This window comes from Xanthomonas prunicola, assembly GCF_002846205.1.
GTDB classification, from domain to species: Bacteria; Pseudomonadota; Gammaproteobacteria; order Xanthomonadales; family Xanthomonadaceae; genus Xanthomonas; species Xanthomonas prunicola.
Map to the genome: position 1 here is coordinate 817,657 of NZ_PHKV01000001.1, position 15,394 is coordinate 833,050.

General features: G+C 64.5%; 13 protein-coding genes. 3 read left to right on the forward strand and 10 right to left on the reverse strand.

From position 1 onward, the window contains the following. Window positions 1-35: 35 nt before the first annotated feature. From XpruCFBP8353_RS03630 to XpruCFBP8353_RS03675, 10 genes are all read right to left on the reverse strand, one after another. The gene (locus XpruCFBP8353_RS03630) at window positions 36-626 is read right to left on the reverse strand and encodes a hypothetical protein (protein WP_101362466.1); all 591 of its coding nucleotides are present in this window, start codon (window positions 624-626) and stop codon (window positions 36-38) included. Beyond that, the gene (locus XpruCFBP8353_RS03635; RefSeq protein WP_101361944.1) at window positions 623-1,921 is read right to left on the reverse strand and encodes a TonB family protein; all 1,299 of its coding nucleotides are present in this window, start codon (window positions 1,919-1,921) and stop codon (window positions 623-625) included. The genes XpruCFBP8353_RS03630 and XpruCFBP8353_RS03635 overlap by 4 nt, the downstream gene beginning before the upstream one ends. Next, entirely contained in the window at window positions 1,911-2,276 is a 366-nt protein-coding gene (locus XpruCFBP8353_RS03640; RefSeq protein WP_101361945.1) for a BlaI/MecI/CopY family transcriptional regulator, read from the reverse strand. The genes XpruCFBP8353_RS03635 and XpruCFBP8353_RS03640 overlap by 11 nt, the downstream gene beginning before the upstream one ends. Before the next feature lie 99 nt (window positions 2,277-2,375). Next, complete coding sequence (locus XpruCFBP8353_RS03645) at window positions 2,376-3,737, reverse strand: ATP-binding protein (RefSeq protein WP_101362467.1); 1,362 nt, start codon at window positions 3,735-3,737, stop codon at window positions 2,376-2,378. 17 nt (window positions 3,738-3,754) lie between these two features. After that, on the reverse strand, window positions 3,755-4,453 hold the full coding sequence (locus tag XpruCFBP8353_RS03650; protein WP_101361946.1) for a response regulator: 699 nt from the start codon (window positions 4,451-4,453) through the stop codon (window positions 3,755-3,757). Window positions 4,454-4,475: 22 nt separating this feature from the next. Continuing rightward, window positions 4,476-5,138: a tetratricopeptide repeat protein gene (locus XpruCFBP8353_RS03655; protein ID WP_101361947.1), complete on the reverse strand. Its 663-nt coding sequence runs from the start codon at window positions 5,136-5,138 to the stop codon at window positions 4,476-4,478. Then, the gene (locus XpruCFBP8353_RS03660) at window positions 5,119-5,958 is read right to left on the reverse strand and encodes an SDR family oxidoreductase (protein ID WP_101361948.1); all 840 of its coding nucleotides are present in this window, start codon (window positions 5,956-5,958) and stop codon (window positions 5,119-5,121) included. Before XpruCFBP8353_RS03660 ends, XpruCFBP8353_RS03655 begins: the two co-directional genes overlap by 20 nt. Continuing rightward, window positions 5,958-6,632 (reverse strand): TenA family transcriptional regulator, encoded by a 675-nt coding sequence (locus XpruCFBP8353_RS03665; protein WP_101361949.1) that lies wholly within the window; start codon window positions 6,630-6,632, stop codon window positions 5,958-5,960. Before XpruCFBP8353_RS03665 ends, XpruCFBP8353_RS03660 begins: the two co-directional genes overlap by 1 nt. After that, window positions 6,629-8,128 carry an AMP-binding protein gene (locus XpruCFBP8353_RS03670; protein WP_101361950.1) on the reverse strand — a complete coding sequence of 500 codons (1,500 nt, stop codon included), beginning with the start codon at window positions 8,126-8,128 and terminating at the stop codon, window positions 6,629-6,631. The genes XpruCFBP8353_RS03665 and XpruCFBP8353_RS03670 overlap by 4 nt, the downstream gene beginning before the upstream one ends. Next, on the reverse strand, window positions 8,125-8,772 hold the full coding sequence (locus XpruCFBP8353_RS03675) for a thermostable hemolysin (protein WP_101362468.1): 648 nt from the start codon (window positions 8,770-8,772) through the stop codon (window positions 8,125-8,127). Before XpruCFBP8353_RS03675 ends, XpruCFBP8353_RS03670 begins: the two co-directional genes overlap by 4 nt. A gap of 175 nt (window positions 8,773-8,947) precedes the next feature. Here XpruCFBP8353_RS03675 and XpruCFBP8353_RS03680 point away from each other — a divergent pair, with 175 nt between their 5' ends. From XpruCFBP8353_RS03680 to XpruCFBP8353_RS03690, 3 genes are all read left to right on the forward strand, one after another. Beyond that, a complete protein-coding gene (locus tag XpruCFBP8353_RS03680) occupies window positions 8,948-10,906 on the forward strand; it encodes an acetyl-CoA hydrolase/transferase C-terminal domain-containing protein (protein ID WP_101361951.1) in 1,959 nt (652 codons plus the stop codon). Between the two features lie 132 nt (window positions 10,907-11,038). Further along, on the forward strand, window positions 11,039-12,214 hold the full coding sequence (locus XpruCFBP8353_RS03685) for a phosphatidylinositol-specific phospholipase C1-like protein (RefSeq protein ID WP_101361952.1): 1,176 nt from the start codon (window positions 11,039-11,041) through the stop codon (window positions 12,212-12,214). A gap of 132 nt (window positions 12,215-12,346) precedes the next feature. Further along, entirely contained in the window at window positions 12,347-15,061 is a 2,715-nt protein-coding gene (locus XpruCFBP8353_RS03690) for a TonB-dependent receptor (protein WP_101361953.1), read from the forward strand. The last annotated feature ends 333 nt before the right edge of the window (window positions 15,062-15,394 follow it).

Sequence of the window (15,394 nt, forward strand, 5' to 3'; positions counted from 1 at the left end):
CAAACACACCTTCACGGCACGCCGCGCAACGGCTGCTACAGCGATCGTGCGATCTTCCCGGTCCGCACACTCACCTTGCCTTGCCGCACCTCGAAGGTAAACGCGAACGACAGCGTCACCGGTACCGGCTCGATCCGCGCAGCGTCGGTGCAGTCGTCCGGCGCGGCCGGTTGCGCAACACCTGGTGCATAGGTACACAGCGCGGCTGGGACGAACTGCCATCGCTGCGCGGTGGTGCGCACCGCTTGCATCAGATCGGCGTTGTCCGGCAGTAGTCCCGCGGCGCATTCGTCGCGGTCGGACATCGGCTCGACGCGCTGCACCGTGCCCTCCGCGCTCAGGATGAGGTGCGCGCAGACGGTGGTTGGCGCCAAGGTCTGCCGCGGCGAATCGGCGGGCAGTACCGGCGCTTCGCTGTGCAGCGCACGCGGCATGCGAAAGCGCTGCGTCGGCGCCAGCGTGTAGGATGCGATGCCCGCCGTGCCAGCGCCATCCGGCTGCGAGGGCAGCATGCGTTGATCCACCGAATCCTCGCGTTGGCTACGCTCCTGCTCCACGACCTGATGGGTGGCACAGCTGCTCACAGCAAGCGCCAGTGCGACGCTGCAGACCAGACGGCCGCTCATCGCGACGTGCCCCGTGGCGCGCATCCCGCAGAGACACAGCTGGCAACGCGCTCGGACTGTGCGGCAGTCCGTTGCATTCCAGCCGCGTCGGTATCGGCATCCATATCTGCAGGTGCCGGTGCCACGTCCGGTGGATCCAATTCAAACCTTACCGGCACGCGCACCTCGGACGCGATCGCCTTGCCATTCTCCAGCGCAGGTGTGAAGCGACAGTGGCGTGCTGTGTCGAGCACGCTCTGATCGAACACGCCAGCAGGGGTGCTGCGCACGATCGCGATGTGCTCGGGCATTCCAGTTGGGCTCACCGCGATCTGCAGTTCGACAAATCCCGCCAGGCCAGCAGCGACCGCGTCAGGCGGATACTTGGGCGGCTGCATGGTGTGGAAGTCCAGCGCATTGCCAGGGACGTGCCTGCCCTGCAGCTGCGCAGGCTGGAAAGCCCAACAGGCGCCGCTGACCATCACCGCCAATACAACCACCAGACGCAGGTTCCACCGCGCGCGCGGCACGTCCACCGCAGGCCCCAACAAGGCAGCCACGCGTTGGGTGAGTGCATGCGGCGCGTTCCAATGGCAGGTGGTCGGCATCCAGGCTGCCCCGCACTGGGTCTTGAGCATTGCGGTGGCGTAGCTACGGCGCTTGCCCGGGTAGCGCGTCAGGACGTCCGCGTCGCACGCCAGTTCCTGATCCAGCCGGAACGCGCGCCATGCCAGATGCATCAACGGATTACACCAGCCGATGCACAGCAACAGTGCGGCCAGCAGATTGGCATACAGATCGCCACGGTGCAGATGCAGGCGCTCGTGCGCCAGGATCAAGCTGCGCTCGGCGGCGGTGTAGCGCGTGTCGAAGTCCATCGGCAGCACGATGCGCGGGCGCCAGATACCCAGCGACACCGGCAATCCCACATCGTGCGTTGCCGCCCATACCCCGCCGTCGAGCACATGCAATACGCCCAGGCTGCGCACGAATTTCCGTTGGCGCCACCAAAGCGCCACGGCGATCGAAACTGCACCGCTTAACCAGATAGCGAGCAGCTGTCCGGCCCATACGTGTTCATTCCCCTGCAAGGTGAGCGGCATCGCGACCAATGCCGGCATCTTCGGCAATGCTGTCGCTATCGGCGGCCGCGGCATGCAAGCTGCCAACACTGCGAGCGGCACAGCGGCCCAGAGCGCATACGCAGATATTGCGCCCAGCCAGGCACGCAGCGCGCGACGCAGCACCAGACAAATGAGTAGCGCGACACTGCTATACAGCGTGACACGCAACAGCAATGGCAGGTCAAGGTGCATCGTCCAACTCCTTGAGCAGGCGCTTCAATTCGGCAATGTCCGATGCGCTGAGTTTCCCGCGTTCGCTGAAGTGCGCCACCAGTGGCGCAACCCGCCCGCCGAACAACCGCTGCAGTAGTCCTTCGCTCTGCTGCTGTACCCATTGCGCGCGCGCCAGCAGCGGCGCGTAGTGATATTTGCGGCCGTGTTTTTCTGCGGCAACGGCGCCTTTGGTGAGCAGCCGGTTGAGCAAGGTCTTGATGGTTGGCTCGGCCCAGCCGGTGTGCGCCAACGCGGCGATCACCTCTTCTGCCGTGCGCGGTGCGCCATCCCAGAGCACCTGCATCACCACTGCTTCGGCTTCACTGATCGACATGCGATTACACCCGTAATTTTTATCGATTACGCGCGTAAACGGATCCGATGTCAAGCGCCGTTCGTCGGTATGATGCCGCCCTCGCCGACGGATCGTCTGTCAGCTGATCGGGTTGCCGGCAAATTGCACGCTGACGCGCAAGCCACCCAACGTGGGCGACGCATCCAGCTGCACGCGCGCGGCGTGTGCCACGGCGATGTCGTGCACGATCGATAAACCCAGCCCACTGCCCTCCACACCGGTGCCCAGTTCGCGATGGAAACGATGGAACACACGTGCGCGCGCCGCTTCCGGGATGCCGGGACCGGAATCTTCCACCATCAGGGTCGGCAGCGGCACGTGGTGCGTGCTGACCCGGATGCGGCCACCCGCCGGTGTGTAGCGCACGGCGTTCTCCAGCAGGTTGCGCAGCAGCAACGACAACGCGGTTTCATCGGCGATGACCATCACCGGCTGCAGTGCCAGCTCCACTGCCTGCTGGCGCTGCGTCGCCAGCGCCAGCACATCTTCGGACTCGCTGCGTACCAGAGTGTCCAGGCTCACGCTGCGCTGTGGCAGCGCAGCCACCGCTTCGACCCTGCTCAGGGCCAGCAGCTGGGCGATCATGCGTTCGATGCGGAGCACGTTGGCATCGAGTTGCTGCTGCGACTCATCGCGTTCCTCTGCATTGGCAGCAAGGCGCAGGTTGGCCGCATGCACTTTGAGTGCCGCGATCGGTGTCCGCAGCTCATGCGCGGCATCGGCGATGAAGCGACGTTCCCGTTCCAGGCCATCCTGCACACGGTCCATCAATCCGTTGACCGCGCGCACCAGGCCGTGCACCTCGCGTGGCATATGCTGCGGCTGCAGCGGCTGCAAGCGCTTGGGGTCGCGCTCGCCGATCTCGTCGGAGACACGCACCAGCGAGCGCATTGCCCAGTTCACCACGGCCCAGATCAACAACCCCATCAAGGGCAGGGCAATCAGCAACGGCACCAAGGTTCCCAGCGCGATGTCTTCGGCAAGCTCCTCACGAATATCGGCGCGTTCGGCCGATTGGAACCAGCGCCCGCCCGGCGAGCGCAGGGTGAATGTGCGCCACTGGCCATCGGCACGTTGTACGTCTGCATAGCCGGCACGCAGCGGTGCCAGTGGTTGCGCCGGTGCGCTGTCAGAACGCAAGAGCAGCGCACCGGCGGCGTTGCGCACCTGGAATGCCAGTTTGGTCTCGTAGGCATGGCCGTCGTTGAACGCCAATGCTTCGCCCACGCCTTGCGCTTGCCCATGCCATCCGCGGATCACGATCGGCTCGCCTGCTCGCAGATCGTCCAGGGGTTGATCCACCAACGAAAGCAGCACGCGTGCCGATTGCACGAGGCGTGCATCGAACATCTCGCCGGCCTCCTGCAGTCCCGCCCGATAGCTGAAACCGGCAGCGGCCAGCATCAGCAACGACAACAGGCCCAGCAAGGCCAGCAACAACACACGCCGAATCGAGTTCATTGCGGTGCCTGTGGCGGGGCCGCAGCGGCCTGTGCGGCCTGTTCGTCCAGCGCGTAACCAATGCCGCGAACGGTGCGGATCACGGCTGCCGACAGCTTGCGACGCAACTGGTGCACATGCACGTCCACCGCATTGCTGGCGACATCTTCGTCCCACCCATAGAGATGTTGCTGGATGCGTTCGCGACCGATCGGCCGGCCACGTTGCTCCATCAGCAGCCACAACAGTGCGAACTCACGACGGGTCAGATCCAGATCGCGGCCATGCCAGCGCACCGACATGCCGGCCGGATCCAACCGTAGCGCACCGGCCTGCAGTGCCGGCTGCGCGCGCCCGGCGGAGCGGCGCAACAAGGCCCGCGTGCGCGCCAACAGTTCGGTGGTGTCGAAGGGCTTGCCCAGATAATCGTCTGCACCGACATCCAGGCCAAGCGCGCGGTCGGCTGCACGCTCACGTGCGCTGAGTACCAGAATCGGCGTGTCCACTGCACGCGCACGTGCGGTGCGAATGACCTCGATGCCATCCATGCGCGGCAATCCCAAATCCAGGATGACCAGATCCATGGTCTCCTCCTGTAGCGCCATCAACGCACTGACGCCGTCATGCACCCAGTCCACTGCATAGGCGGCGCGCCGCAATGCGGTGCGGATGCCCTCGCCCAGTGAGAGATCGTCTTCAACCAGCAGAATGCGCATGCGAGCCAGTCTGTAAGTCTGCTCACTGCTTGGCAAGCTGCGCCCGCACATCTGCCAGCTTGGCGGCAATGTCCTTGCGTCGGCCGGCGTCGGCAACTTGCCGGCCCTGACGTTGTGCTGCGGCAGCGGCCTTTTCGAACGCTTTTGCTGCCCCAGCCCAGTCCTTCTGGTCGCGCAGGAAGTCACCGACGAAGTAATTGCTGTCCAGTCCGTCAGGGTCGATCGCCAAGCCCTGATAGAGCAACGTGCGCGCCTTGGCATCGTCGCCAAAGCCGATCGGCCAACCTGGCACCTGGTAATACAACGCCCCCAGGCTGGTGTAGGCCGCGCCATCGAGCGCGCGCGGAGCGCGCTTGATCGCTTCTTCGAAATCGCTGCGCGCACGTTTGACCTGCGCCAACGCCCCCAGGCCGCCTTTTTCTCCAGCCAGACTCGAGCGCACGATGCCGTCCCAGATCAACGCATCTGCATCGTCTGGCAAGGCATGGCATACCTGATCGGACTGCTGTGCGAGTGCTTCCAATGCGACACCCCGCTGCGGTTTTGGCAGTTGATAGGTGATCACCGCCCAGCGGTCCTGCAGTTGCGCCACCTGCGGCGACAGACCGGCCGCCCACCCGGTACCGGCGATCATGCACAATCCCAGCGCACTGAAGATGCGCGACTTACGGCAACTGCGGTTCATGCGAAAACTCCTGTGTGGCGGCGGTGCCGCTGGGCCGCGCATGGCGACGGATGAGGTGAAGCTGTTTGCGCAAGGCGCGGTCCACCAGTTCGGGCAGTAGCCCGTTGAGCCGGGCAAACAGCTTTTCCGGCCACCCCAACTGACGCCGTGCATCGCCGCGCACGATGGATTGCAAGAGCGCCGCGGCCACGTCCTCGGCACGATCCACCGCTGTCCCCAGCTCCGCATTGAGCGCATCCACCGCCGCAGGATTGAACGCAGTGGCCGTGGCACGCGGCGATAGATACTGAAAACGCACGCTGCCACCGGCATGCTCGCGCGCCAGCGCTTCGAACAGACCACGCAGACCGAACTTGCTGGCACTGTAGCCGGCAAAACCGGCAAAACCGATACTGCCGAAGGTGGAGCCGACCGCCACCATCGCTGCATCCGGCTGGCGTGCGAAGGCCGGCAACAGCGCCTGCACCAGCAGCATCGGCACGGTGAGATTCAGATGCACCAATGCGGCCAGATCCGCCGGGTCTTGGTCCTGCAGCAATCCGAAGTGGCTTTGTGCATGCGCAAGCACCAGCACCGACGGTGCCGGGCGCATCTCATGCGTACGTGCCAGCAACACGGCACGGCCTGATTCGCTGGCCAGATCCGCCACCACCGGCACCACGCGCCCAGCCGAATGCGCGGCAGCCAGCCGCCGTAAGGTCTCCTCTGTCCGTCCCACTGCAACGACGGTTGCACCTGCCTCGACCAGGCCGGCACAGAGTGCGCTGCCGATGCCACCTGTGGCGCCGGTCAGGATGATGCACTTGCCGTGGAGATCCATTACGCCGCCTCCGCCAGACGCGCGCCTGCACTGCGCAGGGTGCGAAACAGATCGCCGTACAGCACATAGAAACGCTTGGCCGCATGCACCACCGCCTGCTGGTCGAGTGGGTCATCGAGCCGGTTCATCAGCTTCTCGAAGAACCCGGCATGCTCGATATCCAGATCGCCATGCGACAACAGATAGCTGAAGGCATTGCGTGGCAATTCCAGCGACTGCGCAATGCTGTTGGCCGCACGCGTGGCCAACGCCACGCTGGTGCCTTCCAGCACCAGCACCATGCCGAAGAAGCCGACGGGGTTGCCGCGCTGGATGGTGTCGTAGGCGTAGCTGACCAACAACTCGGTGGCCAGCGACGGGCCGGCGAGCACGGTCGCTTCGCGCGCCTGCCCGCACGCCACCAGATCGTCCAGGATCCACTCCTGGTGCCCCATCTCCTCCTCGATGTATTCACCGATGGCCTCGCGCAGCCATTCCAGCCGCGCCGGCAGGCGTGCACCGCAGGCCATCAGCAACGGCACGGTATGCCGCACGTGGTGATAGGCCTGGCCGAGAAATGCAACGTAGTCGGCGCGGGCGATGTTGCCGGCCAGTGCCGCCTGGATGATCGGCACCTGGGTCATGCGCTCGCGTTCGGCCTGGGTCTGTGCCAGCAGGGATGCATAAAACGTCATGGAAAAATTCCTTGAGAGACGACGGTAGGCGGCGACCGGTAACTGCGATCGACGGCAGATTGATAGCGCGCGAGGATCGCGTCGCGGCGGGGGCGCCCGTTGGCCGTGAGCAGGCCTTCGCGTGCACTGAAAGGTGCATCGGCCCGGACGAAGCGCGCCACGCGTGCGTAGTCGGGTAAGCCGGCATTGACCTCGGCGAGCGCCTTGGCGAGCGCGGCGTCATCGCTGTCGGGCCGGCGCGGCCATAGCACCGCGACGTTGTCGGCCTGTGCCTCGCCCCACACCACCGCCTGCGCAAGCAACGGATGCTGCAGCAACTCGCTTTCTACCCATTCGGGCGAGACGTTGCGGCCGAACGCGGTGATGAAGACATGTTTGCGACGCCCGGTGATATGCACGAAACCGTCTTGATCCACATGCCCCAGATCGCCGGTACGCACCGGCCCTGGTGGTGGCGCGTCCTCACCCAGATACCCAAGTGCCTGCATGCCATCGACTTGAATTTCGCCATCGACGATCTGCACCTGCGCGTGCGCCAAGGGCTGGCCGACACTGCCGGCACGCGCTGCGCCCGGCCGGTTGAGACAGACCACCGAGCCGCATTCGGTCAGACCGTAGCCTTCGAACACCGGCAGCCCCAACGCCGCTGCACGCGCGAGCAAACTCGGGCCGATGTGCCCGCCACCGACGGCGATATAGCGCAACGATGCCGGCAGGGCCACGCCTTGTTCGGCAGCGCTGACCAGGGCGAGCAGCAACTGCGGCACCAGGATGACGCTCTCGGGTTGATACTGGTGCAGGCAGCGCAGCAGCGTAGGCACATCCAGACCGCTGGCGCCGGTGTAACCGATCTGCGCCAGCGACGGCAATGCCACCTGCGCACCGGACAACAAGGTCGCGTAAAGCCCGGCCACGTTCTCCAGCAAGGTGGACAACGGCATCAGGCAAAGATGCCGACGCGGTGCGATAGCAGCCGAGGCATCCACCAGCGACGCCGCCACCGTGAGCAAGCTGTCAGCCGACAGGCACACGCCCTTGGGGCGACCGGTGGTGCCGGAGGTGTAGGTGATGCAGGCAGTGGCATCCGGCAGTGCAGGCTGCTCGACGACCGCAGCCACCCGCCAAAAGCGCAGCGCATCCTGCTGCAGCGCTGGGAGCAAACCGCTGGTCCCCGGCGGCGCGGCGGCGGCGGCACCGGTCACCACACATTGCGCGCCACTGGAGGTCAGCGCATGCAGTGCCTGTGCATCGGAGAAGAACGTCGGTAATGGCACGTGCACGGCGTCGATCAGACGTAGCGCCAGGTCCAGGATCAACCAGTCCGGACCGTTGTCCAGCCGACTGGCCACTCGCGTCAGGCTGGCGGTCTGCAGGCGCGCTGCCAACCGCGCGACCGCGTCGGCCAAGGTCTGCGCGCCCAGGCTACTGGTAGCGCTCAGCACCCGCGGTGCAGGCCCGTGTGGCTCAGCGAGCAATTGGGCAAATCGTGCGCTCATGCACCCACTCCCATCAGGTACGGCAACGTTTCGATGCCCGGGCGTGCGGCCTGGGTACGCAGCGCCTGCCGCTCCAGCAAAAATGCATGCCCGGCGGCGACGTCGCCGCATACCACCTGCGGTTGGGTGGCGTAATAGCTGCCCCAGTCGGTGTCATCGTCGCGAAGGCGTGACTGCACGGCAGGCGCCAGCACCACCGTCCCTAGCTGTAGCCGATCGAAGGTATTGCGCAGGCCACGAGTCGCAGCGAACAACACCCAGCGCACGCCGGCGTTGTGCAGCGCGTGGGTCATTTGCGGAATCAGTGCGCGTGCACTGCCGGAACTGATCGCCGCAAAGTTACCCACCTCGGCAAGCCCGGAGCGCGCCACCGGCGCAGCCATGCGGGCAGCCAACGCCGACTCGGCAGGTTCGTCGAGATACTGCTCCACGAACAAGCTACCAGCGCTGCCGAGCCGCATCCCCACTGCCGCCATCAGTGCGCCATCCGCATCGCGGTAAACCAGCAGCTGCGGCAGAAAGCTGCGCAACTGCGCGCCGTAGCGCCGCAGATAGACCGCAGCGATAAAGCGTTCGGCCTCCTGGCGCTGTGCGTGCCCAACCTCGATCAGGCTGGCACTGGCAAATGCAGGGCGGGAGTACAACCGGGAAGGCGCGGTGATGATCATGCAGCGCATGCTGGGCTGGTTCGATTAAGTGACCATGAGCCGTGTGTTACCGAGTTGTAATTTCTGCAGTAGTAATTCGTTGCGCGGTGTCAGGCCTGGCCCGACAGCTGTCGGTGCATGCACGACAACGCTTTCGGCTACGCTCTCGCGCATGAGCACACATGTCACTGAGTTGAGCACCGCGGTTTCGCACATCCTGCAACGTATCGACGGCCCGCTGCGCGTCGGCGCACCGCTGGGCATCGGCAAGCCGCACCGGCTGCTGAACGCGCTATATGCGCAACTCAAGGACACGCCGTCGCGGCCACTGGCCCTTTACACGGCGTTATCGCTCAACCCGCCCAAGCCGGGTGCCGGACTCGAAGCACGCTTTGCCGCACCGTTCATCGCCCGCCATTTCGGTGACGATTTTCCGCGCCTTGCGTATGTCGACGCCATGCTGCACGACGCCCTGCCCGCGCATGTGCAAGTGGAAGAGTTCTACATGCAGTCCGGCGGGCTATTGCATTCCACCCAGGCCCAGGCCGACTACACGAGTCTGAACTACACGCACGCCGCCGCAGCGGTAGCGCAACGCGCACCCAATCTGATCGTGCAAAAAGTGGCGCGCGAACCCGGCGGCACGCGGCTGTCGTTATCGTGCAACAACGACATCACCCACGACACGCTGGATGCGGTGCAGGCGCTCGGCTTGCCGCGGCCGATGCTGGTGGCGGAAGTGGACCCTCAACTGCCGTGGCTGGGTGGGACCGCAGCAGTGGATGCCGCGTTCTTCGATCTCATCATCGATCTACCGGGCCCCTCACCACACCTGTTCGGTTTGCCGCGACAGCCGGTGAATAGTATCGACTACGCCATTGGCCTGTATGCCAGCACGCTGGTGCGCGATGGCGGCACCTTGCAGATCGGCATCGGCACGCTCGCCGACGCGCTGAGCCATGCGTTGGTGCTGCGACATACCGACAACGCGACCTATCGCCGCGTGCTGCATGCACTGGATCCGGCACTGGAACGCCACCCGGCCGTGCAGGCCAGCGGCGGCCTGGAGCCGTTCGCCATCGGCTTGTACGGTTGCAGCGAAATGCTCAACGAAGGCTTCAAGCAACTGGTGGATAGCGGCGTGATCCGGCGCAAGGTGCACGACGATCTGCCGCTGATGCAGCGCATCGCCGATGGCAGCGCCGACGCAACCGATTACGCACGCCTGGCGGACGAGGGCGAGTTTCTGCATGGCGCGTTCTATCTCGGCTCGCCTGCGCTTTATCAATGGCTGCGCGATCTGGATGCGCCGACACGCGCGGCGATCGGCATGCGTCGCATCAGCGAGATCAATCAGCTCTACGATGGCAACGAAGCGTTGGGTCGGTTGAAGCGCAAGGATGCACGCTTCTTCAACTCCTGCATGATGGCGACAGCGTTGGGGGCAGCGGTGTCCGATGGACTGGAGGATGGCCGCATCGTGTCCGGCGTTGGCGGGCAATACAACTTCGTGGCGATGGCACATGCGTTGCCGCAGGCACGTAGCACCTTGATGCTGCGCGCCACCCGCGAGGCGGGCGCAAACACGGCCAGCAACGTGCGCTGGAACTACGGCCACACCACTATTGCGCGCCACCTGCGCGATCTGTACATCACCGAATACGGTATCGCCGACCTGCGCCACAAGACCGATCAGGACTGCGTGCTGGAAATGGCCGCCATCTGCGATGTCCGCTTCCAGCACGACCTGCTTGCCCAGGCCAAACAATCGCGCAAGCTACGCACAGCGCCGGTAGTGCCGGTACGTGCGCAACGCAACACACCACAGGCACTCGAACAGGCGCTGGCGCCATTTCGGCGTGACGGCAGCCTGCCCGATTACCCGCTCGGCAGTGACTTCACCGAGATAGAGCAGCGTCTGCTGCCCGCATTGGGCTGGCTCAAACGCGCAACCTCCAGCACTGGCGGAAAAATCGCCACCGTGTCTCGCGCACTGCTCGCACGCGAGGCATCCAACGCCACCGATGTGGCCTGCCTGCAACGCATGGCACTCGATGCGCCAAGCAGCCTGGGCGACCGCCTGCAGGCGCGGCTCCTGACCCATGCGCTGCGGCAGACCGCCGTTCCATAACAAAGTGTCGCGATTTGCAAACGACACCAACACACAGCGGCAAGGCCTGACGCATCACGGACACACAGCGGAAAGATATGCGTCAAACTGAGCCGCGATGATGGCGACCTCATCGCTTTCTGGCTGTGCTGCATGCCTCTTTTTCACGCGTTTACTGCTGTTACGTCAGGTATCAATCGCAGAACGAAGTTGATGCGTGCAAAGCGAAGAAATACCCCGCGCCCCGCCATTTTTACCGTGCTATTGCTGAGCAGTCTTGTTGCGCAGGCTGCGCCGCGCCTCACCGATCTGCAGTACATCGGTAGCCACAACAGCTACCACGCGGGCTTTGCGCCCAGCGAAGCGGCGTTGCTGAAGCAACTCGACCCAGCACTGTTTGCCGCGCTGGATTACCGCCATCCCGCATTGACGCAGCAACTCGACGATGGCGTCCGCCAACTCGAACTGGACGTCTTCGCCGATGCACAGGGCGGGCGTTACGCGCACCCGGCCATCGTTGCGCAGATCGCCAAGGCCGGCCTGCCGGCCGCACCGGCGAGCGCGCCCATTGGGGTGATGGACAGGCCCGGCTTCAAGGTCATGCATGTGCAGGATCTGGACCAGCACAGCAACTGCCAACCGTTGATTGCCTGCCTGCAGGAAATCCGCACCTGGTCGAAGCAGCACCCGGACCATGTGCCGATCTTCATCCTGCTCGAAACCAAGCAGTCGCCAATCCAGTTGGCGTTTCCCACCGTGCAACCCGAACCGTTCGATGCGAAGGCGATGGACGCGCTGGATGCCGAATTACGTTCGGTATTCCAACCCGGTGAATACATCAGCCCCGATCAAGTGCGTGGCAGCGCGCGCACGCTCAATGCTGGCGTGCTCGCGCATGGCTGGCCGTCGTTGGCCCAGGCGCGCGGCAAGGTGGTGTTCCTGCTCGACCAACGTGTTGCCGGCGCCAGCTACCTGCCCGGCCACCCATCGCTGCGCGGCCGCGTGTGCTTTACCAATGCAGCGCCTGGCGAAGACGATGCCGCCTTCATCGAACGCAACGACGGACCTGCCGATGAAATCAAGAAGCTGGTCAAGGCCGGCTATCTGGTGCGTACGCGTACCGATGCCGACTTGAAAGAAGCACAGCACAACGACACGTCCCGGCGCGACGCCATGCTGGCCAGCGGCGCGCAATTGCTCAGCACCGACTTCCCGCCCAACGAGCCGGCCGACAACGGCTACGTGGTGCGCTTCGATGGCGATGCCGTGGCACGTTGCAATCCGCAACGTCCGGGCGTGCGTTGCGACGGCGTGGACCTGCATCACTGAGCGCAGCACCACGCGCGCTAGCGCAAGCCACCCCACGCAACAGACCCATCGCAATGGAAGGCGTCGGCAGTCTATGCCCGTGCCCGTTGACCGGGTTCGGGCCTCCCTTTCCCATCACGCGAGCCCCCCAGCATGCAGTTTCACCGCCCCTTCCACCGTTTGAGCTGCGCCATTGCAGTGGTGCTTTCCGCACCCTCGTTTGCGTGCGCCGCCGAGATGACCACCACCACGCTGGACTCGGTCAACGTGCAAGCCACGCAGGCCGCGGCGCCGGGCTCGCTCAGCGAACAGCGTCTGTCCAATAGCGTCAACAGCGTGATGAGCAAGCAGCAAATCGATGCCATCCCCTCCGGCGGCATTGCCGATGTGGTGGCGCATATGCCGGGGCTGTCGTCCTACAGCGACATGCATCTTGGCCAGGCCACCACCGGCGAGAACGCTTACGTCAGCATTCGCGGCATGGACGCCAGCTATAACGCATACACGCTCAACGGGTTCGGCATGCCGGAAACCGACTCGTCGACGCGCGCGATCTCCTTGAACATGCTGGCGCCGTTCGGCATCCAATCGGTGCAGGTGTCCAAGTCGCCCACACCCGACATGCCCGGTGACGCCATCGGCGGTGCGATCGATATGCGCACGCCCAACGCGTTCGATTTCGACCAGGAGTTTTATGCCAAGAGCACCGCGCAAGGCCAGCTCAACGCGCTGGCCTCGCATCTGGGCGGCAAGGACACCGGCGGCACGTTCCAGCAGGAGATCGCCTGGAAATTCGGCAGCGACCATGCCTTTGGCCTGTACGCATCGGCCTACTACGGCAAGAACGACAACATGGCGCAGGCACCGGCGCCCAACAGCAAATACGTGCCGGCCGACCCCGCACTGGCCAATGCAACCGATCTACGCGCTGTCGGCCCGCTGATCAGCACGCGCTACAAATACAGCCTGTACACCAGCCAGATCGAACGCTATGGCGGCAACCTCTCGCTCGATTGGCAAGGCGACAACAGTGCGCTCTATGCACGCGCCATCTACGGCAGCTACGGCGTCACCGGGCAACAGGATCAATCCAGCGCACGCCTGGAAACCTATCGCAACCAACCCACGGCGGTGCGCGGCGGCTACTTCAATACCCACGACATCGACGAGAAACTGGCGACTTTGCAGCTTGGCGGCCAGACCACGCTGGACCGTCTGCGCTTGAACTACGGAGCTTCGGTCGGGCGTGGCACGCGCAGCCGGCCGGATTATGTCTCGGCCAGTCTGTATGGCTATACCCCAGGCAGCTTCGCCTTCGACCTCAGCGACCCGACCTACCCCAGCATCGGCCCCAGCTCGGCGGCGTTGAAGGACTTCTTCTACAACCTGGATTCGTCGCTGCTGTGGAAAGTGCAAGGCCACGATGCCGGCAGTCACGACAACCGCGTCAACGCGCACACCGATATCACCTACCAGGTCGATGGCGATGTGCTGGACAGCGTCAAGGTCGGCCTGTCTGCCGATCACTCCGACCGCGGTGCGTACGACCACCCGTTTTTCCACAAGGACGGCAACTTCGTGACCAACGGGCCATATTTTGGTGGCCCCAATTACGCGTTCCCCACCGCTGGCGGCCCCCCGCTGAGCGCCATCCCCGGCCGCCTCACCTACAACGCCTTCGATGGGCACTACGCAGGTCCGTTCAAGCTGCTGGACCGCAACTGGATGCGCGCGCAAGCCCTGCCCTACAAATACGTCGACGACCCCAACGGCGCGGGCGTCTACACCGCCAATGACTACAACGCCAACACCACCTCCAGCACCGAAGCGATCTATTCGGGCTACGCGATGGCCGCACTGCACATCGGCCAGGTCAGCATCCTGCCCGGCGTGCGCTACGAGTTGACCCGCTATTCGGCCGATTCCTGGCAATCCAGCGGCGACGGCACCAGCGGCGGTTTCGTCGGCACCGGCAGCACCTATGGGCAAGTCCTGCCCGGTATCAGCATCAACTATCGGCCCGACGATCTCTCCGTCTACCGCGCCTCGCTGCGCCGCAGTTTCAGCCGTCCGGCCTTTGGCCTGATTTCCGGCGAGACGGTGTACTCCATCGACGACACCCAGCGCGTGGTGGGCATTTCCAAACCCAATCCCGATCTGCAGCCGAGCAAGGCCGACAACGCCGATCTGTCGGCCGAGTTCTACGACCACAACGGCGGCGTGCTCAGCGCCTCGACCTACTACAAGCGCATTACCGGCTTCATCTACACCTCGCAATCGGCGACCAGTAACGACAACACACTCGGCGGCCTGGTGCCGACCGGCACCACCTTCGAAAACGGCGTGCCGGTGACCATGCCGCAAAACGGGGGCACCGCCACGCTGTACGGGCTGGAGCTGGCCGGCAGCAAGCGCCTGCAGGACTTGCCGGGCATCTGGAGCAACCTTGGCGTCACCGCCAACCTCACCTTGCAACGCAGCGAAGCGGACAGCAAACGGGCCGACCAACCGGAAAAAACCTGGTTGCCGCGTGCGCCGGAGCGTATCTACAACCTGGATCTGTTCTACGACGATACGCACCTGCGCGCCGACCTGAGCTACAACTACACCGGCCTGCAATTGCTGGGGCTGACCACCGACCGGCTCAATTACTATCTGCAGCCGGTCAAGTCGCTGGATTTCAGCGCCACCTATCACCTGCCGCACCACGTCGACGTGGGCGTATCGGCCAAGAACCTGCTCAACGCCGCCACGTTCTACGAAACCCAGGGCAAGTCCGATCGCTACATGGCCTACGATCCCGGCGCCGATGGCGCTTACGTGCAGACCGGGCGGGTGTACCTGCTGACAGTGGGCTATACCTACTGACCACCAGGCCAGTGCAGTAGGCGGTCAGGTGGGTGCTCGCGCACGTGGGCGCACAGGTCATCGGTCGATTGTCTGCGCATGACGCAGGCGATCGGCCTCCGATCCATGGTGCGAGGTCTCACAAGCGAACCTGCACGACACCCCGTGCAACGCGGCGGTGTCGTGCAGACGGCCGCGTAGCCCGGAACCGCATCGCCCTCATCGACCAAGGACCGCAGCGCCATCGCACCTCAGTCAGTCCGGGTGCAGCCATTTCACGCAGCAAACGCAGGCCGCTGCGGCACTGTGCGTGCTTGCCTCTTTGCGGATCTGCACATGCCCCCTCGCTCTTAC

Coding starts and splice junctions, on each gene's coding strand:
- XpruCFBP8353_RS03690 (WP_101361953.1), top strand. CDS start 12,347: ATGCAGTTTCACCGCCCCTTCCACCGTTTGAGCTGCGCCATTGCAGTG.
- XpruCFBP8353_RS03650 (WP_101361946.1), bottom strand. CDS start 4,453: ATGCGCATTCTGCTGGTTGAAGACGATCTCTCACTGGGCGAGGGCATC.
- XpruCFBP8353_RS03670 (WP_101361950.1), bottom strand. CDS start 8,128: ATGAGCGCACGATTTGCCCAATTGCTCGCTGAGCCACACGGGCCTGCA.
- XpruCFBP8353_RS03665 (WP_101361949.1), bottom strand. CDS start 6,632: ATGACGTTTTATGCATCCCTGCTGGCACAGACCCAGGCCGAACGCGAG.
- XpruCFBP8353_RS03680 (WP_101361951.1), top strand. CDS start 8,948: ATGAGCACACATGTCACTGAGTTGAGCACCGCGGTTTCGCACATCCTG.
- XpruCFBP8353_RS03640 (WP_101361945.1), bottom strand. CDS start 2,276: ATGTCGATCAGTGAAGCCGAAGCAGTGGTGATGCAGGTGCTCTGGGAT.
- XpruCFBP8353_RS03630 (WP_101362466.1), bottom strand. CDS start 626: ATGAGCGGCCGTCTGGTCTGCAGCGTCGCACTGGCGCTTGCTGTGAGC.
- XpruCFBP8353_RS03635 (WP_101361944.1), bottom strand. CDS start 1,921: ATGCACCTTGACCTGCCATTGCTGTTGCGTGTCACGCTGTATAGCAGT.
- XpruCFBP8353_RS03660 (WP_101361948.1), bottom strand. CDS start 5,958: ATGGATCTCCACGGCAAGTGCATCATCCTGACCGGCGCCACAGGTGGC.
- XpruCFBP8353_RS03655 (WP_101361947.1), bottom strand. CDS start 5,138: ATGAACCGCAGTTGCCGTAAGTCGCGCATCTTCAGTGCGCTGGGATTG.
- XpruCFBP8353_RS03685 (WP_101361952.1), top strand. CDS start 11,039: ATGCCTCTTTTTCACGCGTTTACTGCTGTTACGTCAGGTATCAATCGC.